Raw genomic sequence first — 23354 nt, forward strand, 5'->3', positions numbered from 1 at the left:
CCATCCTTTCGCGTTCAGTCAGCTACCCCCGTCCAGGCCGTCGATCTGCCAGGGCCCCTTGAGCTCCGGGCCTGCTGCGCCGGGTAGCACCAGGAGCTCCGACTCCTCCTGCCGCATGTAGCGCAGCCGGATCCGGTAGATCCTCCCGGAACGGTCGCTGAACAGGATGGACGCCGCCTCCCTGCCGACGCTCCCGCCCAAGAACAGGTAAGGCCCTGACTCCATCAGCAGGTACGGGCGCGTGGACTGGAGATACGAACGCAGCTGCGTCTCGCTCTGCACGCCCATGACGCGGCGCCACTCGGCCGTGGTGAGCGAGAAGGCGTATCGCATGTCCCCCCGCCCCACGGCGGCCACGAACGCCTCTGCCACGCCGAACGGCGTCAGCTCCGGAGCCCGCGGCTGCGCCTCGAAGGCGGACCGGGCCCGATCCCACCGGTACACCGTGACGGTGACGGCTCTGGCCGGCCTTCCCAACGGGTCGAGGGTGGCCGACTCAGGCACGCGCAAGACCGAGGTCTGTTCCGTGCCGAAGTCGAAGGTCCCGGCCTGGATGCGAGCGTACCCCTGGGCGTCGGTGTCGACCGTGATGATATCCGCCTGGACGGAGAGCACGGGTGGACCGCCCGACGCGCCGGTGCGCCCCGGTACCACCACGTACAGCGCCGCCATGCGCTTGCCCGCTCCCGACGGAGCCCCGATGGCGAACGCCGAAGGCTCACCCGGGCCAAGGGGGATCAGGGCCAGCGTGTAGGCCGGGTACCCCGTGTCCACGACGGGCGTGAGATCCGTGAAGAGGTCGCGCTCCCCCTTCGGATCCCGGCTCATCACGGCGAACGCATGACGCTGCACCGGCTGGTCCGGCTCCTTGGGTGTTCCCGACACCCAGACCAGGCGCGCCGAACCGTCCGGGCTGTGGACCTCCTCGACCCGCAGCGAGCCGGGCGGCACCTTCCAGATCCACGCCTGCCGTCGCGCCAGCAGCGTGACGATGCCCTGGGTGGAGAGATCGGCCTGATCGCGCCCGCCACCGAGCGCAGCGCGGCTCTCCTGCGCAGCCGACGCAAGGAGCGCGCACGCGACGGCCAGCAGCACGCCCAAGCTCCCAGGCCTCCATACCGACGGCACGGTGGTTGGTCGTCCCCCTCCACTGCTGGCATCGGCGCCGCAACGGAGGAGGATTTAGGAGCCGGGGGCCTCTTCCCCTGCCCGGAGAAGAGGCCCCCGCGACGCAATGGATCTCCAATAAGCGAGAGAGGTGCCCACCCCGTTCCCACTGTCCACGCCTGCGTGCCGTCCGCTCGGGACAACGGGAGCCATGGTGCAGGCCAGTGGTTCGTGCCGCCGAGTGCCCGAGGCCGGGCACCGCTCTCACGCCTTCCTGGCGGAATCCGAGGACCTGGCGCCGGTGGTGCTGATGCCGCACGCTCCGTAAAGGGGGCAATACCCCGCGCCACCCGTGGCCACCAGCACGATGGCCAGCACCAGCGCCACCCAGCGGATCGGCTCGGCTACCAGGAGCGCCACCAGCAGTAGCGCCGCTCCCAGCGCCAGGCGGATCCAGCGGTCGACTCGCCCCACATTGGACTGCATGGCCCCTCACCCTCCCCTGCCGCAGCCGCCTTCTCGGCGTTGTCGACGTCACACGGGCTATATACCCTACCCGGTACGCTATCCATCTACGTTCATACGATAGCATACCCCTCCCTTCACGGCAACCGGAAAGTGGCTCACCAGGAATTCGGCGGGCGGCGGCGTATTGTTGCCTCACCCTGGTGAGGCCGGGCCTCGAGTCTATACGGGATGGGGGGCACGTAGGCTATCCATGAAGCGTAGCGTCTTGGTTTCTCTCGTCGGGCTTTTCGTGCTGGCAGGCGCGGTCACAGCGTCGGCTGCGGCGCCCATCAAGATCGGTCTCAACCTGGAGATGACGGGCGGAGTCGCGGCGTACGGCCAGCAAGGTTTCGAGGGCATCCAGACTTTGCAGAAGATGATGAAGCTCGAAGTCCTGGGTCGCCCGGTGGAGTTCGTCCTGGTCGACAACAAGTCGGACCGTGTCGAAAGCGCCAACGCCGCCCAGCGCCTGATCCAGCGTGACCACGTGGCGGCCATCATCGGCCCGATGATCTCGGGCTCGATGCTCGCGGCTGGCCCCGTCGCGGAGCAGGCGAAGGTACCCATCATCGGCCCCTCCACGACCAACCCTCTCACCACGCAGGGCCGGCAGTTCGTCTTCCGGGCATGCTTCATCGACCCCTTCCAGGGACAAATCGCCGCACGTTTCGCCTACCAGCAGCTGGGTGTCCGGAGAGCTGCACTGCTGGTGGACGTCGCCCAGGACTATGCAGTGGGCCTGGGTAACTTCTTCGCCCGGGAGTTCACCAAGCTCGGCGGCCAGGTGGTGGCCACGCAGTACATGAAGACCGGAGATCAGGACGTCAGCGCCCAGATGACCGCGATCAAGGCGGCCAACCCCGACATCCTCTACATGCCCAACTATTACGCCGAGATCGCCATCGCGGCCGTGCAGGCGCGGCAGCTCGGGCTCGACGTACCGATCCTCGCCGGTGACGGCGCAGACGCCCCCGAACTCATCCAGATCGGCGGCAAGGCGGTCGAGGGCCTCATGCACACCGGTTTCTACCACGTCAAGGCGTTCAGCAACCCGCTGGCACGCCAGTACGTGGAGACGTACCGCAAGCTGTACAACAAAGAGCCCAACGCCTTCGGCGCCCTGGCGGCCGACTCCGTGCTCATCATCCTCGACGCCATCAAGCGGGCCGGTTCGACCAGCCCCGAGGCCATCGCCAAGGCCATGGCTCAGACCAAGGACCTCGAGGTGACCACGGGCACGGTCACGATCGAGGACGGTAACGCCATCAAGCCCGTCGTGATCCGTAAGCTGGTCAACGGGCAGTGGGAGTACCTGGCGACGGTCAATCCGTAGTCCCTTTCGCTCACCAGGGTGGGCGGAGCAGGCACCCGGCCCGGGCCGCTCCGCCCGGCCACTCTACGGAAAGCGTGCACGCCCGTGAACGTAGACGTCTTGGTGCAGCAATTGCTCAACGGGATCAGTCTGGGCGGGTTGTACAGCTTGCTGGCCGTGGGCTACACGATGGTCTACGGCATCTTGCGCCTCATCAACTTCGCGCACGGCGATATCTTCATGGTCGGGGCCTACGTGGCCTTCTTCCTCGTCGGGATCTACCACCTGCCCTGGTGGATAGCGGCCCCCGGAGCAGCGCTGGCGACGGCTCTTCTGGGCGTCACCATCGACCGCGCCGCGTACCGTCCCCTGCGTAACGAGCCGCGCATCTCGGTGCTCATCACGGCCGTGGGCGTCTCCTTCCTCATCGAAAACCTGGGCCTCGTGATCGTCGGGGGCCGCCCCAAGGGCATGCCGGTGCCCGACCTGATGGGGCGGGCCTACAGCCTGGGCAGCTTCCGGGTGGCGGGAGTGAGCCTTTGGGTGCCGGCGCTGACCCTGTTACTCGTGGGCGGGCTGTTGGTGCTCGTCTACCGCACCCGGATGGGCATGGCCATGCGAGCCCTCTCCCGCGACATCGAGGCGACGCGCCTGATGGGCGTCGACGTGGATCGGGTCATCTCGTACACCTTCGCGGTGGGGTCCATCCTGGCCGCGGCCGGGGGTATCATGTGGTCGTTCAAATTCCCCCAGGTCAACCCGCTCATGGGGATCTACCCGGGGTGGAAGGCCTTCACCGCCGCGGTGGTGGGCGGCATCGGCAACATCGTGGGCGCCATGATAGGCGGGTTCATCATCGGCATCGTCGAGATCATGACGGTCGGTTTGATGCCGCAGCTGTCCGGCTACCGCGACGCGTTCGTCTTCGCCATTTTGATCTTCTTCCTCCTGGTGCGCCCCAGCGGCCTGCTGGGCGAGCCGCTGAAGGAGAAAGTGTAGACGATGGTTACGCCTGCGCTCACCCAGAAGGTGGCCGCCCGATCGCTGGCACCCGGGACGCGGCGGATCCTGACCATCGGCTCCCTGTTGCTCCTGGCCCTCATCGTCGCGTACATGGAGCAGCCTTCGTTCAGCTCCTATTACCGGCGGATCGTCAACGTGGCGTTCATCTACGTCGTGGCCGCGGTCAGCTATAACCTGATCAACGGCATCGCCGGCCAGTTCTCCCTGGGCCCCAACGGTTTCATGGCCATCGGCGGGTTCACCACCACGTTGCTCATGCTGCCGGTGGCGAGGAAGGCCCAGGTCTTCTTCCTCGAGCCCCTGATCTGGCCGTTCAACAGCTTCTCCGTCCCCGAGGTGCTCCATGGGTTCTTCGCCCGCCTCATTCCCCACGCCGCCCTGGCCGCCTTCCTCGCGAGCAACCTCGGCTTCTTGATCTCTCTTGTCGGTGCCGGGCTGGTCGCGGCCTTGGGCGGGCTCATCGTGGGAGCGCCGTCGCTGAGGCTCCGGGGCGATTACCTGGCCATCGCGACCTTCGGCTTCGGGGAGATCATCTTCGTGCTGGCCAACAACCTCATTCCCGTCACCAACGGAGCCCTTGGGATCCGGGACATCCCCGAGTACGCCAATCTCTGGTGGACGGCCGGCGCCGCCGTGATGACCGTCTGGGTCATCCAAAACCTGGTCAACTCCAGCTACGGGCGTGCTCTCAAGGCGATCCGGGAGGACGAGGTCGCGGCGGAGGCCATGGGGGTGCACGTCTTCACCCACAAGCTCCTGGCCTTCGTCGTGCATGCCTTTTTCGCCGGGGTCGCCGGCGGGCTGCTGGCCGCGCTCTTGACCACCATCTCCCCCTCCTTGTTCACCTTCTTCATGACCTTCCAGCTGCTCATCATCATCGTGCTCGGCGGGCTGGGAAGCACCACCGGAGCGGCCGTGACCGCGGTCGTCTACGCCATCCTGCAGGAGGTCCTGCGGGTCGTCGAGGCGCCGATGAGCATCGGGCCGCTCTACATCCCGGGGGTACCGGGGATGCGCATGGTCGTCTTCTCGGGCCTGCTGATCGTGCTCATGCTGTTCTACCGCCGGGGGTTGTTCGGGCGGGCCGAGCTGACGTGGGAGGGCCTGCAGGCCGTGGCGCTCGGCCTGGGTCGCCGTTTCGGGGCTTCGCCCCGGGAGAGGGGACGTTGACTTGTCCGCATCCCAACAGGCGTTGCTCCACCTGGAGGACGTTTCCATCCGCTTCGGGGGCCTGGTAGCGGTCCAGGGGCTGACCCTCTCCGTCCAGGAGGGCGCCATCGCCGGCCTCATCGGGCCCAACGGCGCCGGCAAGACGACGGTCTTCAACATGATTACCGGCCAGTACGTGCCGACCTCCGGGGCCATCTATTTCGGCGGCCAGGCGATCCACGGCTGGCCGCCGCATCGCGTCGCCGCCCTGGGTATCGCCCGCACCTTCCAAAACATCCGCCTCTTCCGGGATCTCAGCGTCCTCGAAAACGTGCTGGTCGGGCTCCACCTGCGGCGCAAGACCGGCGTCGCAGCGACGCTCTTCGGCACCCTCTCTCGGCGCCGGGAAGAGTCGGCGATGCACGAGGAGGCCCTCGCGCTCCTCGAAAGCGTGGGCCTGCTGGGGTACCTGCACGAGCGGGCCGGGGCGCTGCCGTACGGCCAGCAACGCCGCCTCGAGATCGCCCGGGCTCTGGCGACCCGCCCGCGCCTTTTGCTGCTCGACGAGCCCGCCGCCGGCATGAACCCGGAGGAGATGCGGCAGCTGACGGAGTTCGTCCGGCAAGTGCGCGAGCGTCATCGCCTGACGATCCTGCTCATCGAACACCACATGCAGATGGTGATGGAGATCTGCGAGCAGATCACCGTGCTCGACTACGGGGTCGCGATCGCCGAGGGCCCGCCCCAGCGCATCCAGCAGGACCCCCGGGTCATCGCCGCCTATCTGGGTGAGGAGCCGGCATGACATCCGACCCGATGCTGGAGATCCGGGACCTCCAGGTCTTCTACGGCGGCATCCACGCCCTGCGCGGCATCACGCTGAGGGTGCCCCGAGGGTCGCTGGTGACCCTGATCGGGGCCAACGGAGCCGGTAAGAGTACCACGCTTCGCGCGGTCACGGGCCTCGTGCGCCCTCGCTCGGGCAGCATCCGGCTCGAGGGCCAGGAGATCGGCAGCTGGCCGACCCACGCCATCGTCCGGCGTGGCGTCGCGCTGGTCCCCGAGGGGCGCCGGGTCTTCGCCAATTTGACGGTGCAGGAAAACCTGGTCATGGGTGCCTACACCCAGCCCGAGCCCAGCATGGCCGAGCTGTTCGAGCGGGTCTACCGGCTTTTCCCGCGGCTTTCCGAGCGACGCCACCAAAAGGCCGGCACCCTCTCCGGCGGCGAACAGCAGATGCTCGCCGTCGGCCGCGCCCTGATGTCCCGGCCGCGCCTTTTGTGCCTCGACGAACCTTCCTTGGGCCTGGCGCCCATCCTGGCCCGGGAAGTGATGGAGGCGCTGGCCTCGATCCATCGCGAGGGCACGACCGTGCTCCTCGTCGAGCAAAACGCGCGCATGGCCCTCTCCATGGCCGAGTACGCCTACGTGCTCGAGACCGGCCGCATCGTGCTGGAGGGGCCAGGACCGGTGCTGCTGGAAAACCCGCAGGTGCGCCGGGCCTACCTGGGCGAGCGTGCCAGCCGCTGACAGGGGCCCCTTCTTGCAGGAGTCCAGGGTCGCCCACCGAACATCGCCCCCACGAGCGACGGGGGGACGATGCCGCCGTGCAGTGGGATCAGGCCCAGGAAGAGCCAACGGGTCGCGCCGAGCTTCCTACCGTGGTGCTCCGAGGCATGGGCTGGCGCATGGTGGCCATGTACCTCACCAAGCTGGGGGGCGAGGTCATGACGCCTGACCCCTTGGGCTCGGCCCAGAGCCTCGGGAGCGGCTCGGGGACGTTGTCGGAGCGCCCGGTGCTGGCGGAAGTGTCCGGCAAGGGCTGGAAGGCCCGGCTCCACGAAGAGGTCGAGTTCACGGGTGCGCTGCGATCCAACCGTGTCGAGGTGCGGCTCTTCGGCGAGCCCGACGCCGTCGAGCACGTGCTGACCGGGCTGCGCCGGATGGCCCTCATGGAAGAGGCATGAGGGGCCGTTCGGCGGCGGCCCCCGCCGCACGGGGCCGGCCCGCCGCGCCGTGGATCCCGAGGTGTGGCGTCAGCCCGCCTGCTCGTCACCGGCCACGGCCGTCGCCCGAGGGCCGGCGGCACACTCGGATTCTTCCACGCTGACCATCAGCTCGCAGACCCGGTCGTCCAGAGAGGCGACCTCCCGCTGGTACGCGTCCAGCTGCCGCTTGATGACGTCGAGCTCACGCAGCAGCCAGATGTTGGACAAGAGCAGCACGCCCAGCCCGGCCGCAAACAGGAGTTGGATCCACATCCATCCCGTGCCTCCCGTCTCCCCGCGGTCTTGCCCGGGAGGCAACCTTATGTAGCGCCGGCCGCCCTATGCCTGCGAAGTCGTTCAAAACGCGTCGTGCGCCGGCACGCCCAACAGCCCCTCGGCTGCCCGCAGGGTATTGGCCATCAGCATGGCGACCGTCATCGGCCCCACGCCCCCAGGCACCGGCGTCACGTAGCCAGCGACGCCCAGGGCCGCCTCGAAGTCGACGTCGCCCGTCAGCTTGCCGTCGGCCGTCCGGTTGATCCCCACGTCGATGACCACGGCTCCGGGCTTGATCCAGTCCCCCTGGATCATCCGGGCCTTGCCCACGGCCGCCACCAGCACGTCCGCCTCGCGGCAGACCGCGGGGAGGTCCCGGGTGCGGGAGTGGCAGATGGTGACGGTCGCATGCCGGCTCAGCAGGAGCAGGGCCGTCGGCTTGCCGACGATGTTGCTGCGCCCCACGACCACGGCCCTCCGCCCCACCAGGTCGGTGCCCGTGGAGTCGATGAGCGCCAGGATGCCGGCCGGCGTGCACGGGACGAGCGAGGGGCGGCCCTCCAGCAGCCGCCCCATGTTGGCCGGGTGAAACCCGTCGACGTCCTTGCGGGGGTCGATGCGCTCCAGGAAGCCCGACGCCTCCAGGTGGGGCGGGAGCGGCAGCTGCAGGAGGATGCCGTGGACCTCCGGGTCGTCGTTGAGACGGTCGATGCGATCGGCGAGTTCGCCCGCGGGGGTGTCGGCGGGCAGGTGGTGCACCCAGGACCGCATCCCCAGTTCCTCGCAGGCCTTGCGCTTGTTTCGGACGTAAACGACCGAGGCCGGGTCGTCCCCCACGAGGAGCACCGCCAGGCCCGGGACCGTGCCGTAGCGCTCCTTCATCGCCGCCAGCCGCCGGGCGACCCGCTGGCGCACTTCGGAGGCGAGCCGCTTGCCGTCGATGATCTGCGCCGCGCTTGCCATGACGCCACCCTCTCCTCCGACCGCCCCAAACCCACCCTGGAAGGCGGCCACGGGCGCGGTTCGAGGGCCGGCGACCCCACTCCTTTCGCCTTGCCACCGGGCTGTGACCTTCGTCGCGGGCCGCACCGGCTCCTCACGAGGCCGCTTCCGCCTCCGCGGCCGCGATCTCCTGGTTGCGCCGCCGGCTGCGCAACGTCTTGTGCTCCAGGTGGTGGATGGTTTCGATCAGCCGGACGGTCTTGGTATGGCCCCGCATCAAGATGGAGTGGGTGCGGGCCGTCCGGTGCGAGTAACGCACGCCGCGCAGCAGATCCCCGTCGGTCACTCCCGTGGCGGCGAAGATCACCCGATCGGTCGCGATGAGGTCGTCCTGGGTGTAGACCTTCTTGGTGTCAGTGAAGCCCGCCCGGATGGCCTTCTCCTCGTCCTCGGGCGTCGGGAACCACAGGCGGCACTGGAGCTCGCCCCCCAGGCACTTGAGCGCCGCTGCCGTGAGGACGCCTTCCGGCGCGCCGCCGATGCCGAGCAGCATGTCGACGCCCGTCCCCTCGAGGGCCGTCGCGATCCCGGCGGCCACGTCGCCGTCGGAGATGAGCTTGATCCGGGCTCCTACCTCCCGGACCTCCTGGATGAGCCGGGCGTGGCGCGGCCGGTCCAGGATGACCACGGTGAGCTCGTTGACCCGCCGCCCCAACACGGCCGCCACGACCCTCAGGTTTTCCCTCACGGTCGCGTGGATGTCGATGTGGCCGGCCGCCTGGGGGCCAACGGCGATCTTCTCCATGTAGAAGGCAGGCAGGCCCAGGATGGTGCCGCGCTCGGCGGCCACCAGCACCGACATGGCGTTGGGCAGCCCGTTGGCCACGAGGCGGGTCCCCTCCAGGGGATCCACGGCGATGTCGACCTCGGGGCCGTCGCCCGTCCCGACCTTCTCCCCCACGTAGAGCATGGGGGCCTTGTCTTTCTCTCCCTCGCCGATGATCACGGTCCCCTGGACCCGCACCAGGTCCAGCATGCCCCGCATCCCGTCCACGGCCGCATCGTCGGCGGCCTCCTTGTCCCCCTTGCCCATCCAGGGAGCCGCTCGAAGCGCGGCCGTCTCCGTCACCCGGAGGAAATCCAGCATGACCTCGCGCTCGCGATCTTGCATCCAGGACCTCCACCCTCCCCGGCCGCGCACCGGCCGCCCGCCGGCGCCGCGCCCGGCCGGTGTAATCGCTTAAGCAGCAGCGTATTCGCTTTCCAGGCTCGGCACCCTTTGCGAATGCTAACCAGCAAGCCGAAGAGGGGGAAAGCGGGCGGTGCTGTGGGGCCACGCAGGACCAGCAAAAGTGGTGCGCCTAGAGGGATTCGAACCCCCGCACCCGGCTCCGGAGGCCGGCGCTCTATCCCCTGAGCTATAGGCGCACCGTTGCTGCGAGGGTGATTATACCCTCCCGGAAGCCCTGAAGCAACCGCGCCCGGCAGGCGTCGCGGCCGGTTCCCGGCCGGTGGGAGTCCCCGTGCGCGCTTCACCCACCGGGGGGCTCCCGTTCCTGGACGAACAGCTGGCCCTCGGAGTCCAGCGAGGCGTACAGGACCTCCTTGGGGTCGTGGATGCCCCGTTGCTCGAGGCTCTTCTTGAGCCACGTGATGTCGAGCCCCGCCGCCGCCAGCGCCCGGTAGTCGATGCGGCCGTCGTTGATGAGCGGGATGGGCAGCCCCTCGTACGACGTGGAGATCCCCAGGTCGGACGGGCGTACCGGCCGCTTTTGCGATTTGGGGATGACGCTGAGCTGGCCGTTGGTCTCGAGGATGGCCACCTCCACGTCGCTGATGTTGGGCAGGTTTTTCTGGCGCAGCTGCTCCATGAGGTCGTCGACGCCGTAGCGCAGCCGGCGCAGTTCCTGCTCGACGATGCGGCCGTCCTTCACGACGATGCTGGGGGTGCCGGCGATGATGTTGCGGGCGGTGGTGCTCTTCAGGGACGCCCACGACATCAGCAGCTGCGTGACGAGCAGCGTGAAGATGGGAACGGCACCCTCCACCACCGACACGTTGGAGTTTTCGATGGGCAGCGCTGCCAGCTCTGCCAGCATGATGGTGAGCACGAGATCCCACGGAGAAAGCGTCCCGATCTCCCGCTTCCCCATGACCCGGACGACGACCAGCAACAAGATGTAGAAGAAGAAGGTCTTGGCCGCCAGCGACAGAGGATGCAGCCAGGCGTGCTGTGGCAAGCCCGCATCACCTACGACGTGGGACGGATGGGACCTCTGGTATTGTGCCGCGGCGCCTCGGCACGTCATGCGCCGGGCGGAGCGCGCATAGACATCGGCGCTTGACTGTGCGCGTCGCCCGGCGATATATAATCCGTACGGATAGCTACTATCCGTTGAGAACCTCTCGCAACAATAAACCTGGTTAAGGGTTCAGGGCGCACGCGCTCTGCCCCAGAAAGGAGCCTCCATGGCTGCCGCTGCTCAGCTCGGGTCGACCGTCACCTCCGACCGCACCCTGGCTCGCTTCCGGCCGCTGGCCGTTCCTCTGGTGACCGGCCTGCTGGTGGTCGCCGGCTGGTGGCTCGAGTCTCGCCACGCCGCCGTCGCGGCTCTCACGAGCAGCCCGGGTCCGCTGCTGCTGCGTCCTGGATGGGCGGCGCTCGTAGTCTACGCGCTCGCCTACCTGGTCGGAGGATACGAGTCGGCCCGGACAGGATGGCATGCCTTGCGCCGCGGCCGGATCGACATCGACTTCCTCATGGTCGCCGCGGCGCTGGGCGCGGCCGCCATCGGCCAGGCGCTCGACGGCGCCATCCTGATCTTCATCTTCGCCCTGAGCAACGCGCTCGAGGAGTACGCGACCGGCCGGACCCGCAAGGCCATCGAGGCGCTGGTGCGGTTGCGGCCCACCCGGGCCCGTAGGGTCACGAGCCTCGACGACGCTGCCGAAACAGAGCTCATCACCGCGGATCAGTTGCGCCCGGGGGAGTTCGTGCTGGTCTTGCCCGGCGAACAGGTGCCGGCCGACGGCGTCGTCGTGCGGGGCATTTCGGCCGTCGACACGTCCGCCATCACGGGAGAGAGCATTCCCCAGCAACGGCAACCCGGCGACCAGCTCTTCGCCGGCAGCGTCAACCGGGAAGGCGCCCTGTGGCTGCGGGTGGAGCGGCCCGCGCAAGAGAGCACCCTGGCGCGCATCATCCAGCTCGTGGAACAGGCCCAGCAGCGCAAGGCTCCCACCCAGCTCTTCATCGAGCGCTTCGAACAGGTCTACTCTGCCCTGGTCGTGGCCGGGACCGTCGCGCTCATCGCGGCGGGCCTGACGGTGCTGGGCTGGGGCGTTTCCCAGACCATCTACCGGGCCATGACCGTCATGGTGGTCGCCTCGCCGTGCGCCGTCGTGCTCTCGACCATGCCCGTCATGCTGTCGGCCATCGCCAGCGGTGCCCGCAACGGCGTCCTGTTCAAGGGGGCTCTCGACCTGGAGCAGCTGGCGGGGGTGCGGGTCGTCGCGTTCGACAAGACGGGCACGCTGACGCTCGGCCTGCCACAGCTCGTCGCCATCCATGCCCGCCCGCCCTTCACCGAGGAGCAACTGCTGGCAGCCGCCGCAGCCGCAGAGTCCGGTAGCGAACACCCCATCGCAGGCGCCATCCTGGAAGAGGCGCGGCGCAGGGGCCTGTCCCTGCCCAGCCCTGAACACAGCCGCACCCATCCGGGGCGGGGCGTCGAGGCGGTCGTGAGCGGCGACCGGATTCTGGTCGGCAGCCCGGCCTGGTTTCACGAGATGGGGCAGCCTCTCGACGGAGAACTGGCGGATGCCCTGGCTCGCCTCGAATCGGCCGGTCACACCGCCATGGTGCTCAGCATCAACGGCTCCGGGCCGGCCGGGATCCTGGCGGTGGCCGACCGGGCTCGCCCCCACGCTCGAGAGGCTGTACAGGCGCTGCAGAGGCTCGGGCTGCGAGTGGTCATGCTGACCGGCGACAACGAGCGGGTGGCTCAGGCCATGGGCAGGGAGCTCGGCGTGGACGAGGTGTACGCGGGGCTGCTGCCCGAGGACAAGATGCGGATCCTTCAAGAGTTGGAGCGGCGCTACGGCCCCGTGGCCATGGTCGGCGACGGCATCAACGACGCGCCGGCGCTGGTGTCGGCCGCCGTCGGCATCGCCATGGGCCGGGCCGGCACGGACGTCGCCCTGGAGACGGCCGACGTGGTGCTCATGTCCGACGAGCTCGTCCGCCTCGAGGGCGCCGTCGCGCTCGGGCGGCGCGCCGAGCGGGTGGTGCGGCAGAACCTGGCGTTTGCCTTCGGCGTCATCGCCGTCCTGCTGGTGAGCGCCACGACGGGACACCTCAGCCTCACGCAAGGGGTCGTGGGACACGAGACGAGCACCGTGCTGGTCGCTCTCAACGGGCTGCGCCTGCTGGGCTTCCGGTGGCCGCGGCTTCAGGGGGCGAGCGCCGAGGCGGAAGCGGCCGCCGGCATCGACCGGGTGGCCGAGGCGGGGCCTGCTTGATCGGGCAGGGGCGGTCGGATATACTCAGAGGCAGCGAGCGGATGTAGCGCAGTGGTAGCGCATCGGCTTCCCAAGCCGACGGTCGCGGGTTCGAATCCCGTCATCCGCTCCACTTTCGCGAAAGGGCCCGTAAGGCCCGCCGCACTCGAGCTGGCGTAGCTCAGACGGCAGAGCGGCGCACTCGTAATGCGCAGGTCGGCGGTTCGATTCCGCCCGCCAGCTCCACCGTGATGACGTCCCCAGCATGGTCCGGCTTCGGCGCGTCCTCTGGCGGGCCACCCGGCATGGGTGGCCCACCCCCTCACCGGCTCCGAGTGGCCGCACCCTCCGCCTCCCGCCACAGGGCACAGACGGCTTGCCCCAGGGCAAGCCCCCCATCGCCCGGCGGTACCTCGCGGTGGGTCAGCACTTCGACGCCGGCGGCCTCGAGCCGCCGGGCCACTGCCTGCACCAGGTACGGATTGTGAAACACGCCGCCGCTCAGGGCCACCACCCGCACGCCCTCTCGGAGGCAGGCCCGCTGCGCGGCCTGTACCATTGCATCTTCCACCGTCCGGTGCCAGCGAGCGGCAACGACGGCAGCGCCGGCGCCGCTCAGCCGGTCTCTGGCCGCCGCCACCACGGCCGGCAACAGGTCGATTTCCGGCGGGCGCACGCGATACGGATAGGGGGCGCCGCCGCTGCCTCGATCCCGAGCCGCGTAGCCGTCGCCGCCGGCTCTGCCGGGCTCTTGAGCCTCCAGCTCCTCCCGGGCCAGTTCGGAAAACACCAGAGCAGGCTCGCCTTCGTAGGTCGCCTCCAGGCAAGTGCCCGTCGCGGCCGCCACCGCGTCGAAAAGCCGCCCGGCTCCGCAGCTCCGGGGGGAGTTGACGCCCGAGGTCAGCACCCGCACAGCGAGCTCCAGGTCCCGCCGCATCTGGGGGAAAAGCGCTCGAGCCAGCGACAGTCCCTGTTGGACCCCCAGCTCCTCGCACAGGCAGGAAAGGGTGAGCAGCCAGGGCCGCCGGATGGCCCGCTCACCACCCGGCAGGCGGATGTAGCGCAGGTGCATCAGCCTCCGGCAACTGGCCAGACCGCCCAGGAGGATCTCCCCACCCCAGAGCGTGCCGTCGGTCCCGTAGCCCGTCCCGTCCAGGACGATCCCCACGGCAGGGCCGGTGCGGCCGTTTTCGGCCAACGCCGCGACCAGGTGCGCGTGATGATGCTGGATGCCGTGCACCCGCCCGACCAGGGACGCCCCCAGCCGCCTCGACCGGTAACCCGGGTGCAGGTCGACGCCCGCCACCTCCGGCCACACGTCGAGCAACCGGCTCATGGACTCGACATTATGCCGCCAGACCGCTTCGGCCTCCACCGTCTCCAACTCGCCCGTGTGGGGGCCCATGAACGCCTGGCCCCCTTTGATGAGGCAGCAGGCGTTTTTCATGTCGCCTCCGGCTCCCAGCACCACCGGATGGGCGGCAGGCTCTCCCTGCCAGCGACGTGGCACGGGCACCGGGATGGGCGCAGGCACGAACCCCCTGGACCTCCGCAAGAACTGCGCCGCCCCTCCCACCACCTGCACCACCGAGTCGTCGGCGCGGTTCGCGATCTCCCGGTCGTGTAACACGAAGGCGTCGGCAATGTCGCCGAGTTCCGCCAGGGCCGACTCGTTGTCCTTGACGATCGGCAGCGACGACCGGTTGCCGCTCGTCATGACCAGGACCTCGCGCTCGGGCACCGCCTGGAACAGCAGCACGTGAAGGGGGGTGTACGGCAACATCACGCCCAGGGTGTTCAGCCCCGGTGCCAGCGCCTCGGGAAGAGGTGCGTCCGGACGGCGCCGCAACAACACGATGGGCGCCGCCGAGCTGCACAGCAACCGGGCCTCGGCCTCGTTCACCTCGCAGAGACGGCGTACCGTCGCCAGGTCTTTCGCCATGACCGCGAAGGGCTTACGCGGCCGGTGCTTGCGCCGTCGCAGCCGCTGCACCGCCTCGGCGTCGAGCGCGTCGCAGGCCAGGTGGAACCCCCCGAGTCCCTTGACCGCCACGGTCTGCCCCGCCAGGATGGCCTGGCGGAACGCGGCCATCCAGTCGTGCTCACGGCCGTCCGCTGCTCGCCCGGGTGGACGGCCCTGCGCCGGCCCCACCCACCACACGTGCGGCCCGCACTCCGGGCAGGCCGTGGGCTGGGCATGGAAGCGCCGGTCGGCCGGGTCGTGGTATTCCCGGCTGCAGGCGGCACACATGGCGAATGCCGCCATGGTCGTGCGCTCGCGGTCGTAGGGCAACCCCCTGACGATGGTGAAACGGGGGCCGCAGTTGGTGCAGTTGATGAACGGGTACGAAAACCGCCGGTCCGACGGGTCGAGGAGCTCCCGGCGGCAGTCCGGGCAGATGGCCACGTCGGGCGGCACCAGGACCGCCCCGGCCCGGCCCCGGGCACTGGGGGCGATTTCGAAGCGGTCGTAACCGGCAGGGGGCAGCACGCGCGACCGGATGTCGCGAATACGGGCAAGAGGCGGAGGGTCTTGCCGCAGCTGCTCCTGGAAGGCTTCCACCGCCTCAGGCAGGCCTTCGACGTCGATCAACACGCCGCCGGGGGTGTTGGAAACCTTCCCGGTCAGACCCAGGCGCACGGCGGTGCGGTAGACGAACGGGCGAAAGCCCACGCCCTGTACCATGCCCTCCACCCGGAGGCGGACGCGCACCCACCCGGGCCGGCCGGGCGCGTGGTGGGCCGGCCCACCAGACCGGGCCCGCTCGTCGAGCCCTGCCCGCGGCGTGTCAACAGATCCTGGGGAGCTGCTCGCCTTCGAGGAGCTCAAGGCGCCGGCTGCCTCCTGCGACGGTCCGCATCAACACCTCGCCGGGTGGGCCCTCGGCCACCGTACCGATGAGCATCGCCTGCTGCCCGTCGGGGTAGGTCCGGAGAAGCTCGACGGCCGCCTCGGCCACGTCCGCCGCCACGACGGCCACCATGCGGCCTTCACAGGCGGCATACAGGGGATCGATCCCGAGCACCTCACACAGCCCCCGCACGGGTTCCCGGACGGCAATGGCGGCCTCGTCCACCCGGAAGGCCTTGCCCGAGGCCGTCGCCAACTCCACCAGCACGGTGGCAAGCCCTCCTCGGGTGGCGTCCCGCATGCACCGCACCGCTCCGGGAAACGCGGCCAGCAGCGCCTGCACCAGCCCTGCCAGCGGTGCCGTGTCGCTGACCAGCCCCTCCACCTCGAAGTCCAGGCCGGCGCGCCTCGCCATCACGGCCGCCCCGTGGTCGCCCACCGGCCCGCTCACCAGCAGCCGGTCGCCCGGGCGGATGCGGGCCGGGCCCAGCTCCACGCCCGGCGGTACCCAGCCGACCCCGGTGGTGTTGATGAACAGCCCGTCCCCCTTGCCCCGCTCGACCACCTTGGTGTCGCCGGCGATGATGCTCACGCCCGCCCTGGCGGCCGCCTCGGACATGGACTGCACCACCCGCCGCAAGTCCTCGGTCGACAGCCCCTCCTCGATGATGAATCCGGCCGTCAGGTACGCAGGCACGGCACCGCCCACGGCCAGGTCGTTGACCGTCCCGTACACCGCCAGCCTTCCGATGTCGCCGCCCGGGAAAAAGAGAGGCGACACGACGAACGAGTCGGTGGTGACGGCCAGGCGCACCCCGTCCAACGGCACCACCGCCTGGTCGCCGGCCTGCTCCAGGTACGGGTTGCGGAACGCGGGCAAGAACAGGTCCCGGAACAGGTCCCCCGTCAGCTTCCCTCCGCTCCCGTGGGCCACCAAGATGTACCCGGGGTCACGACCGTGCAATCTCGCCCACCTCCGCCGCCGGCTGTGCGGCCGTGCTGCGCCCGTAACGGTAGTAGGCCGCGCAGGCCCCTTCCGCCGACACCATGCAGGCCCCCATGGGGTACGACGGCGTGCACGCCGTGCCGAACAGGGGGCAGTCCGGCGGGGTCGCCACCCCCCGCAGCACCTCACCGCAGCGGCAGCCCCTGGGGTCGGGCAGGGCCGGCGGCAGCAGCCCCGCAAACACTCGCAGGGCATCCATGTCGGCGTATGGGGGCCGCAGGGCAAGCCCGCTGGCCGGGATGACCCCCAACCCCCGCCACTCCTGGTCTCGGGGTTCGAAGACTTCCTCCATGACCTCCAGCGCGAGCCGGTTGCCCTCGGGGCGTACCGCCCTCCGGTACTGCACCGCCACCTCGGGCCTGCCCGACCGGATCTGGCGGAGGATCTGGAAAACGGAGTGGAGGATGTCGAGGGGTTCAAACCCGGAGATGACCACCGGGCGGCGGTACTGCTCGGCCACGAAGCGGTACGGCTCCGTACCGATGATGACGCTCACGTGCCCGGGCCCGATGAAGGCATCCACCCTCACGTCGGGAGCCTCGAGGATGGCCCGCAGCGCCGGCGCGATGGTGACCTGGTTGCACAGGAGCAGGAAGTTGTGCAAATGCTCGGCTCTGGCCCGCCGCACCGCCGAAGCCGTCCCCGGCACCGTCGTCTCGAAGCCGATGGCGAACCACACCACCGTGCGGTCCGGGTGGCGCCGGGCGATTTCCAGCGCGTCGAGCGCCGAGTAGACCATCCGCACGTCGGCGCCCAGGGCTCGGGCCTGCGCCAGGGAACGGGTGCGTCCCGGCACCCGCATCATGTCGCCGAAGGTACACAGGATGATCCCCGGCTGCTCGGCCAGCCGCACCGCCATCTCCACGACCGCCCGGGGCGTCACGCAAACCGGGCAGCCGGGGCCATGGATCATGCGAACCGAGGGCGGCAGCAGGTCGTACAGCCCGAACTTGAAGATCGCGTGAGTGTGCCCGCCGCACACCTCCATGATCCGCACGGGCCGCCCGATGGCTTCGGCCTCACGGGCAAGAGTCCGGGATAGATCCCGGGCCAGGGAGCTTTCGCGGAATTCGTCGGCGAACTTCACGGCCCCGAAGCCCCCTTCGCCGCCGCCGGCCCTGCGGGCCGAGGAAGTCCGGGCGGGGGCTCTTCCTCGGCGGGCGGAAGGTCCGCAAGCTCGGCCACCTGCCGCAAGAGCTCCAGGGTTTCCCGAGCCTCCTGCTCGTCCAGGCGGGCAATGGCGAACCCCACGTGCACCGCCACCCACTCGCCTTCCCGGACCTCGTCGAGCAGTTCCACGGAAACCTGCCGGCGTACGCCGCTCAGGTCGACCGTCGCCATCTTGTTGGGGTGAAGTCGCTCAATCCGCGCCGGCACGGCCAGGCACACCGGCCGCCACCTCCTCGGTCGCCGCCCGCTTGGCTTCGACCTGTTGAAGGATCCAGTGCGTCCACTCGTCGATCCCCGCGCCGGTACGGCACGAGGTGAAAAAGACCCGCAGGCCGGGCTGAATGCCCCTCGCGTGGCCGACGGCCCGGTCGACGTCGAAGTCGCTGGCGCCCAGCAGGTCCATCTTGGTGACGACCATGACTCCCGAGCGCCGGAAGATGGTGGGGTACTTGAGGGGCTTGTCGTCCCCCTCGGTGGTACTGAGCAGCACGGCACTGACGTCCTGCCCCAGGTCGTAGGAGGCCGGGCAGACCAGGTTGCCCACGTTTTCGAGGAAGAGGAGCTCCAGGTCCGGGCGGTCCACAGCCTCCAGGTGGGCCGTCACCATGGCAGCGTCCAGGTGGCAGACGCCGCCCGTCACGATCTGGCGCACGGGGAATCCGAAGCGGCTCAGCCGCTCGGCGTCGCGTTCGGTGGCCAGGTCGCCCACGAGCACGCCGGCCTTCACCCGGCCCGACAGGCGCTCGAGGGTGCGCTCCAACAGCGTCGTCTTGCCGGCCCCGGGCGAACTCACCAGATTGAGGCAAAACACGCCCCTCCGCTGCCACCTACTCCGCAGGGCGGCCGCCAGTTCGTCGTTGCGCGACAGTACCCGGCTGCGCACCGGCTCCGTCGGCTGCGTCATCGCGTTCCACCTCCAGGCTCACCACGTCCAGCTCTTTGCCGGCCACCACGCGCGTCCGCAGAGAGCCGCAGCGGCCGCATGCCACCGAATGGGGCCGGGGATCCGTCTCGACCCCGCATTGCGGGCAAAAGACCCGCAGCTCGATCCAGCAGAGCTCCAGCCGGGCATTCTGGCAACGCGACCACCCGGCGCGGGCAGCTTCCCAGGCGAAGGCCAGCGCGTCGGGATCGACGCCGGAAAGCTCTCCCACCGATACCTGCACCCTGACCACCCGGGCGGCGCCGGCTCGCACCGCCGATTCGTCGGCAATCCGGGCGATCTCCAGGGCGATGGAGAGCTCATGCACGGCCGGGCGTCACCGCCCCTCCTCCCGACCCGCACCGCCGCGCCGTTCGACGGGCACCCCCCAGCGCCTCAGCCAGGCTGCCGCGGCGTCCACCACGGCGGGCAGGGCCCGCCGGACGGGATCGCTGAGCCCCACTCCCGGGTCCAGCCGGCCTGCCACGACGCCCACCAGCCGCAGCCGCCGCGGCAGCCGCCGGCGCCAGGCCGCCAGGGCCAGCACCTCTCGGACGTCCACCTGGTGCTCGGAGAGCTTGAGGCCCGAGCCGCCGATGAGCTCTGCCGCTTCGAGCTCCGCCACCGTGCCCGGCTCCGCCTGGCCCACCATCGCATCCACGATGACCAGCGCCGGTGCGTCTTCGATGATCCCCAGCAGCGCGATGCCCTGGGTGCCCCCGTCGACCACGTCAAGGCCCGGCGGGCGGCGGTAGCGGGTTTCGAAGAGCCTGAGCGCCTCGATGCCGGCGCCGTCATCGCCGTACAGCGGGTTGCCCAGGCCCAGCAGGATGGCCCTGGAGCCGGGCCCGTCCTCGCATCCCTTTTCGTGGGCCGGCGTCCTCACTGCCGGCCCGGCACCTGCCCTCACCGCCGCCCGCCTGCCATCGTGACGGTAGCGACCTCGTGGCGCCGGCTTCGCTGTTCGCTTTCGTTTGCCAGCCGGCACAGGTAGTAGCCGCTGAACATGGAGCTGATGAGCCCCTGCCGCGCCAGTGCGTCCACCCGGATCACCTGGTACAGGTGAGCGATGACGAAGATGGGGAAGAACCAGGCCACCACGTGGTGCCACAGCCGCAGAGGCCGGGTGGCCCCCACCAGCCCCACCAGCCATCCCGACAGGTGGCCCCACGTCCCGTCGGGGTGGGCCTCGGCGTACAGGGCGAAACCCGTCAGCAGCATGAACATGGAGGCCGTGAACAACAGCCCGTGGGCCATGCGGGCGAGATGGTTGTCATTGGGTAACGGCTGAGACTCGTGGGGCGAGGCCAGCGCCAGCTCCCGGGCCTCCTTGAGCGCGGACTTCCACGCGCGGCGGCTCCAGAACGCGAAGATGTTGCGCGCCTGGGCGTTGCCCACGAAAAACCAGTAAATGCGGAAAAGCCAGTTGGCCAAGAAGACGTACGCCGCCGTGAAGTGGACGTACCGCACCCACCCGAACGTGAAGGTCCGATAGGGTTCGCCGCCTCCCAGCGGCATCGCCCGCCCGATGAGAAGCCCGGTGACGAACAGCGTCGCGATGCAGGCCGCATTGATCCAGTGGAACAGCCGCACCGGCAGCTCCCACACGTAGGTGTTTCCCACCGCCGCCACCGGCGTTTGCGTCGAGGCTCGTTGCGTCACTGCCGCTGCCATGGTGCCGCTCCCCTCCTAAAAGGCCCGCACCCGCACGTGCGTGCTGCCCGCGGGATCCACCACGTGCACGGAGCAGGCCAGGCACGGGTCGAACGAGTGGATGGTTCGCAGGATCTCCAGGGGCTGGTCTGAGACCCGCACGGGGTTGTCGAGCATGGCGGCCTCGAACGCGCCGCGCCGGCCGGCGGCGTCCCTGGGCGAACCGTTCCAGGTGGTGGGCACCACGGCCTGGTAGTGAGCGATCTTGCCGTTCTCGATGCGGATCCAGTGGCCGAGCGCGCCGCGCGGAGCTTCGGTCGTTCCCACGCCCTCCGCCCGGGCCGGCCAGCTCGACGGGTCCCAGCGCTCATGGTTGACGGTGATGAGGTCGCCTGCCTTGATGTTGGCCACCAGTTGCCGGTAAAACCCGCCCAGCCACCCGGCGACCAGCTTCGTTTCCAGAGCCCTCGCCAGGGTGCGGCCCAGGGTGGAGAAGAGCGCCTCTCTCGGCAGCTTCAGCCGGGCCAGTGCGTCGTCCACCACCGCCCGCACGTCCTCTCGGCCGCTGGCGTAGGCTACCATCAGGCGCGCCAGCGGCCCCACCTCCATGGGGACGTCCCGCCAGCGCGGCGACTTGATCCAGCTGTACTTGCCGGAGGTATCGAGCTGGCGGTATGGGGGCCTCGGGCCGGTGTGGTGGAACTGCGTCTGCCCCTCGAAGGGGTGCAGCGCCTTGTCGTCGCCGTCGTCATAGCGGTACCAGGAGTGGGTCACGTACTCCCGCACCTGCTCCGGGTCTTTGGGGTCGACTTCGTGCACCTCGTCGAGGTTGCGGTCGAGCACGGCGCCGCGGGGCAAGAGATAGCTCTCCGGCTCCCGGATGTCGGTCCGGGGGAGGTCCCCATACGCCAGGTAGTTGCCGAGCCCACCGCCCCATCGCTCGTCCTTGTAGAAACCGGCGATGGCCAGCACGTCGGGTACGTAGAGCTGGTCGACCACCTCCTGTGCTTGCTGGATGAGCGAACCCACCATCGCGAGACGCTCGGCGTTGACGGCGGAGGGGTCGTTCGGGTCCAGCGACACCGGGACTCCGCCCACCAGGTAATTGGGGTGCGGGTTCTTGCCGCCGAATACGGCGTGGATCTTGACGATCTCCTTCTGCCACTCCAAAGCCTCCAGGTAGTGCGCGACCGCCATCAAATTCGCCTCGGGCGGCAGGCGGTACCCCGGATGGCCCCAGTAGCCGTTGGTGAACGGCCCGAGTTGCCCGCCCGCCGCAAAATCGGCCAGGCGCTTTTGAACGTCCCGGAAGTACCCCATCGACGAACGAGGCCACGACGAAATGCTCTGGGCAAGCCGGCTGGCGGCGGCGGGGTCGGCTTTGAGCGCGCTCAGCACGTCCACCCAGTCCATGGCGTGCAGGTGGTAGAAGTGCACCACGTGGTCGTGGATCATCAGCGCCGCCGCCATGATGTTGCGGACGAGGTTGGCGTTGGGCGGCACCCGGATGTCGAGCGCGTCCTCCACCGCCCGTATCGACGTGAGCGCGTGGACCGTGGTGCAGACGCCGCAGATGCGCTGGGCCAGCGCCCAGGCGTCTCGCGGGTCCCGGCCGGGCAGGATCAGTTCCAGGCCCCGCACCATGGTGCCCGAGCTGTAAGCGTCCACCACTCGCCCGGTCTCCACCACGGCCTCGATGCGCAGGTGTCCTTCGATGCGCGTGACAGGGTCGACGACGATGCGCTCGGCCACAGGCTTCACCCCTCCTTGCCCTCATCGCGGGCTCCGCCGGCACCACCCGGCTGCGGCCTGCCGCCGCGAGCCTCGACCAGGCTTCGGACCGCGGTGGCCCCGGCGTGGGCCACGGCCGCGGCCGCCGCCACGCCCACGGCCACGGTGCCCACCGTGTCCGGGTTACGGCCCACGGCGCCGGCAGGGGCCCCGACCGTCTGCACGTAAAACGGCGCCTGGTCCCAGAACCCCCGCTCCGCGCAGCCGAGACACGGGTGGCCCGACTGGATGGGGTAGCTGACCCCGCCGTTCCAGCGGACGAGCGCGCACGCGTTGTACGTGGACGGACCCCGGCAGCCCAACTTGTACAGGCACCAGCCGTGCCGGTATCCGTAGTCGTCGAACGACTCGGCGAACAGCCCGGCGTCGAAGTAGGCACGCCGCACGCACGTGTCGTGCACGCGCTTGCCGTAGAAGGCCTTGGGACGCCCGAGAACGTCGAGCTCAGGCGGCCTCTCGAACGTGATGAGGTGCACCAGGAGGGCCGCCATCACCTCGCCGATAGGCGGACAGCCCGGCACCTGGATGACCGTCTTGCCGGGAAGCAGCTTCGCGATCCCCGACGCACCGGTGGGGTTGGGGCGGGAGGACTGGACGCATCCCCAGGAGGCGCAGTTGCCGTACGCGATAACGGCCATGGCCGTTTCGGCCTCTTCCCGCAGGATGTCGAGGGCCGACCGTCCTCCGATGGTGCAGTACGCCTCGTCACGGGTGGGGATGCTTCCCTCGACGGCAAGCACGTAGCGACCCGCATATTTCTCCAGGGTCTGGCGCGCCGCCCCTTCGGCCTGGTGCCCGGCCGCCGCCATCAAGACCTCGTGGTAGTCCAGCGAGATCAGGTCCAGGATGATGTCGGCGACCAGAGGATGGGAGGCGCGGATGAGCGATTCGCTGCAGCACGTGCATTCCTGAAAGCTTCTCCAGATGACGGGAACACGCGGCTTGGCTTGGAGCGCCTGGGCCACCTGAGCACTGGCCTGAGCCGGCAGGCCCAGGGTTGCCGCCATCGCGGTGCAAAACCTGAAGAAGTCCCGCCGCGACATCCCTCTGGCCATCAAGGCGTCATAGACAGATTCCACCCGCGCTCCCTCCTCGACAGGTTCTCACGGTGTGCACCGTGGCTACACCTCCCCTGAATCCCGACCGATCACGCGAAC

The 23354-nt window shown here is 69.5% G+C and carries 23 protein-coding genes and 3 tRNA genes; 9 read left to right on the top strand and 17 right to left on the bottom strand.

The window, feature by feature from the left end:
* Positions 1 to 18: 18 nt before the first annotated feature.
* Together U7230_RS10395 and U7230_RS10400 are read right to left on the bottom strand one after the other, a co-directional pair.
* Complete coding sequence (locus U7230_RS10395; protein WP_324715776.1) at positions 19 to 1101, bottom strand: hypothetical protein; 1083 nt, start codon at positions 1099 to 1101, stop codon at positions 19 to 21.
* A gap of 270 nt (positions 1102 to 1371) precedes the next feature.
* Positions 1372 to 1593 carry a YgaP family membrane protein gene (locus U7230_RS10400; protein WP_324715777.1) on the bottom strand — a complete coding sequence of 74 codons (222 nt, stop codon included), beginning with the start codon at positions 1591 to 1593 and terminating at the stop codon, positions 1372 to 1374.
* Positions 1594 to 1825: 232 nt separating this feature from the next.
* On the opposite strand from U7230_RS10400, the gene U7230_RS10405 reads away from it, so the two are divergent.
* From U7230_RS10405 to U7230_RS10430, 6 genes are all read left to right on the top strand, one after another.
* Entirely contained in the window at positions 1826 to 2947 is a 1122-nt protein-coding gene (locus tag U7230_RS10405; RefSeq protein ID WP_324715778.1) for an ABC transporter substrate-binding protein, read from the top strand.
* Between the two features lie 84 nt (positions 2948 to 3031).
* Positions 3032 to 3925 carry a branched-chain amino acid ABC transporter permease gene (locus U7230_RS10410; RefSeq protein ID WP_324715779.1) on the top strand — a complete coding sequence of 298 codons (894 nt, stop codon included), beginning with the start codon at positions 3032 to 3034 and terminating at the stop codon, positions 3923 to 3925.
* A 3-nt stretch (positions 3926 to 3928) separates the two neighbouring features.
* Positions 3929 to 5119, top strand: coding sequence for a branched-chain amino acid ABC transporter permease (locus U7230_RS10415; protein ID WP_324715780.1), 1191 nt, complete (start codon positions 3929 to 3931; stop codon positions 5117 to 5119).
* Between the two features lies 1 nt (position 5120).
* Positions 5121 to 5903: an ABC transporter ATP-binding protein gene (locus U7230_RS10420; RefSeq protein WP_324715781.1), complete on the top strand. Its 783-nt coding sequence runs from the start codon at positions 5121 to 5123 to the stop codon at positions 5901 to 5903.
* Positions 5900 to 6628 (top strand): ABC transporter ATP-binding protein, encoded by a 729-nt coding sequence (locus U7230_RS10425; RefSeq protein ID WP_404980507.1) that lies wholly within the window; start codon positions 5900 to 5902, stop codon positions 6626 to 6628. Before U7230_RS10420 ends, U7230_RS10425 begins: the two co-directional genes overlap by 4 nt.
* A 77-nt stretch (positions 6629 to 6705) precedes the next feature.
* On the top strand, positions 6706 to 7065 hold the full coding sequence (locus U7230_RS10430; protein ID WP_324715782.1) for a MoaD-like domain-containing protein: 360 nt from the start codon (positions 6706 to 6708) through the stop codon (positions 7063 to 7065).
* 69 nt (positions 7066 to 7134) lie between these two features.
* On the opposite strand, the gene U7230_RS10435 is transcribed toward U7230_RS10430, so the two are convergent.
* The 5 genes from U7230_RS10435 to U7230_RS10455 form a co-directional block, all read right to left on the bottom strand.
* Positions 7135 to 7359: a hypothetical protein gene (locus U7230_RS10435; RefSeq protein WP_324715783.1), complete on the bottom strand. Its 225-nt coding sequence runs from the start codon at positions 7357 to 7359 to the stop codon at positions 7135 to 7137.
* Positions 7360 to 7443: 84 nt separating this feature from the next.
* The gene (gene folD, locus U7230_RS10440; protein ID WP_324715784.1) at positions 7444 to 8325 is read right to left on the bottom strand and encodes a bifunctional methylenetetrahydrofolate dehydrogenase/methenyltetrahydrofolate cyclohydrolase FolD; all 882 of its coding nucleotides are present in this window, start codon (positions 8323 to 8325) and stop codon (positions 7444 to 7446) included.
* Between the two features lie 133 nt (positions 8326 to 8458).
* Positions 8459 to 9475: a class II fructose-bisphosphatase gene (gene glpX / locus U7230_RS10445; protein ID WP_324715785.1), complete on the bottom strand. Its 1017-nt coding sequence runs from the start codon at positions 9473 to 9475 to the stop codon at positions 8459 to 8461.
* A gap of 182 nt (positions 9476 to 9657) precedes the next feature.
* Positions 9658 to 9732 (bottom strand) — tRNA-Arg (locus tag U7230_RS10450).
* 104 nt (positions 9733 to 9836) lie between these two features.
* Positions 9837 to 10544, bottom strand: coding sequence for a DUF421 domain-containing protein (locus U7230_RS10455; protein ID WP_324715786.1), 708 nt, complete (start codon positions 10542 to 10544; stop codon positions 9837 to 9839).
* 229 nt (positions 10545 to 10773) lie between these two features.
* On the opposite strand from U7230_RS10455, the gene U7230_RS10460 reads away from it, so the two are divergent.
* The 3 genes from U7230_RS10460 (at position 10774) to U7230_RS10470 (ending at position 13050) form a co-directional block, all read left to right on the top strand.
* Positions 10774 to 12825: a heavy metal translocating P-type ATPase gene (locus U7230_RS10460; RefSeq protein WP_324715787.1), complete on the top strand. Its 2052-nt coding sequence runs from the start codon at positions 10774 to 10776 to the stop codon at positions 12823 to 12825.
* A 37-nt stretch (positions 12826 to 12862) separates the two neighbouring features.
* Positions 12863 to 12937, top strand: a tRNA-Gly gene (locus U7230_RS10465).
* A gap of 37 nt (positions 12938 to 12974) precedes the next feature.
* A tRNA-Thr gene (locus U7230_RS10470) sits at positions 12975 to 13050 on the top strand.
* 76 nt (positions 13051 to 13126) lie between these two features.
* On the opposite strand, the gene hypF is transcribed toward U7230_RS10470, so the two are convergent.
* From hypF to U7230_RS10520, 10 genes are read right to left on the bottom strand one after another with little or no spacing between them, the layout of a single operon-like run.
* Positions 13127 to 15634: a carbamoyltransferase HypF gene (gene hypF, locus U7230_RS10475; RefSeq protein ID WP_324715788.1), complete on the bottom strand. Its 2508-nt coding sequence runs from the start codon at positions 15632 to 15634 to the stop codon at positions 13127 to 13129.
* The gene (hypE, locus tag U7230_RS10480; protein ID WP_324715789.1) at positions 15594 to 16619 is read right to left on the bottom strand and encodes a hydrogenase expression/formation protein HypE; all 1026 of its coding nucleotides are present in this window, start codon (positions 16617 to 16619) and stop codon (positions 15594 to 15596) included. The genes hypF and hypE overlap by 41 nt, the downstream gene beginning before the upstream one ends.
* The gene (gene hypD, locus U7230_RS10485; RefSeq protein WP_324715790.1) at positions 16606 to 17748 is read right to left on the bottom strand and encodes a hydrogenase formation protein HypD; all 1143 of its coding nucleotides are present in this window, start codon (positions 17746 to 17748) and stop codon (positions 16606 to 16608) included. Before hypD ends, hypE begins: the two co-directional genes overlap by 14 nt.
* Positions 17745 to 18050: a HypC/HybG/HupF family hydrogenase formation chaperone gene (locus tag U7230_RS10490; RefSeq protein ID WP_324715791.1), complete on the bottom strand. Its 306-nt coding sequence runs from the start codon at positions 18048 to 18050 to the stop codon at positions 17745 to 17747. Before U7230_RS10490 ends, hypD begins: the two co-directional genes overlap by 4 nt.
* On the bottom strand, positions 18022 to 18735 hold the full coding sequence (gene hypB, locus U7230_RS10495) for a hydrogenase nickel incorporation protein HypB (protein ID WP_324715792.1): 714 nt from the start codon (positions 18733 to 18735) through the stop codon (positions 18022 to 18024). The genes U7230_RS10490 and hypB overlap by 29 nt, the downstream gene beginning before the upstream one ends.
* Positions 18659 to 19081: a hydrogenase maturation nickel metallochaperone HypA/HybF gene (locus U7230_RS10500; protein WP_324715793.1), complete on the bottom strand. Its 423-nt coding sequence runs from the start codon at positions 19079 to 19081 to the stop codon at positions 18659 to 18661. Before U7230_RS10500 ends, hypB begins: the two co-directional genes overlap by 77 nt.
* A 9-nt stretch (positions 19082 to 19090) precedes the next feature.
* The gene (locus U7230_RS10505; RefSeq protein ID WP_324715794.1) at positions 19091 to 19663 is read right to left on the bottom strand and encodes a hydrogenase maturation protease; all 573 of its coding nucleotides are present in this window, start codon (positions 19661 to 19663) and stop codon (positions 19091 to 19093) included.
* The gene (gene cybH / locus U7230_RS10510; RefSeq protein WP_324715795.1) at positions 19660 to 20427 is read right to left on the bottom strand and encodes a Ni/Fe-hydrogenase, b-type cytochrome subunit; all 768 of its coding nucleotides are present in this window, start codon (positions 20425 to 20427) and stop codon (positions 19660 to 19662) included. Before cybH ends, U7230_RS10505 begins: the two co-directional genes overlap by 4 nt.
* A gap of 15 nt (positions 20428 to 20442) precedes the next feature.
* Entirely contained in the window at positions 20443 to 22158 is a 1716-nt protein-coding gene (locus U7230_RS10515; RefSeq protein ID WP_324715796.1) for a nickel-dependent hydrogenase large subunit, read from the bottom strand.
* Between the two features lie 5 nt (positions 22159 to 22163).
* Positions 22164 to 23276, bottom strand: coding sequence for a hydrogenase small subunit (locus U7230_RS10520; protein WP_324715797.1), 1113 nt, complete (start codon positions 23274 to 23276; stop codon positions 22164 to 22166).
* Positions 23277 to 23354: the final 78 nt, after the last annotated feature.

The sequence above is a fragment of the Limnochorda sp. L945t genome, from assembly GCF_035593305.1.
Taxonomy (GTDB): domain Bacteria; phylum Bacillota; class Limnochordia; order Limnochordales; family Geochordaceae; genus Carboxydichorda; species Carboxydichorda subterranea.

Bases quoted from the DNA above. Each gene is read 5' to 3' on its own strand.
- U7230_RS10400 (WP_324715777.1), bottom strand. From the start codon at position 1,593: ATGCAGTCCAATGTGGGGCGAGTCGACCGCTGGATCCGCCTGGCGCTG.
- U7230_RS10405 (WP_324715778.1), top strand. From the start codon at position 1,826: ATGAAGCGTAGCGTCTTGGTTTCTCTCGTCGGGCTTTTCGTGCTGGCA.
- U7230_RS10415 (WP_324715780.1), top strand. From the start codon at position 3,929: ATGGTTACGCCTGCGCTCACCCAGAAGGTGGCCGCCCGATCGCTGGCA.
- U7230_RS10425 (WP_404980507.1), top strand. From the start codon at position 5,900: ATGACATCCGACCCGATGCTGGAGATCCGGGACCTCCAGGTCTTCTAC.
- U7230_RS10435 (WP_324715783.1), bottom strand. From the start codon at position 7,359: ATGTGGATCCAACTCCTGTTTGCGGCCGGGCTGGGCGTGCTGCTCTTG.
- folD (WP_324715784.1), bottom strand. From the start codon at position 8,325: ATGGCAAGCGCGGCGCAGATCATCGACGGCAAGCGGCTCGCCTCCGAA.
- glpX (WP_324715785.1), bottom strand. From the start codon at position 9,475: ATGCAAGATCGCGAGCGCGAGGTCATGCTGGATTTCCTCCGGGTGACG.
- U7230_RS10460 (WP_324715787.1), top strand. From the start codon at position 10,774: ATGGCTGCCGCTGCTCAGCTCGGGTCGACCGTCACCTCCGACCGCACC.
- hypB (WP_324715792.1), bottom strand. From the start codon at position 18,735: ATGACGCAGCCGACGGAGCCGGTGCGCAGCCGGGTACTGTCGCGCAAC.
- cybH (WP_324715795.1), bottom strand. From the start codon at position 20,427: ATGGCAGCGGCAGTGACGCAACGAGCCTCGACGCAAACGCCGGTGGCG.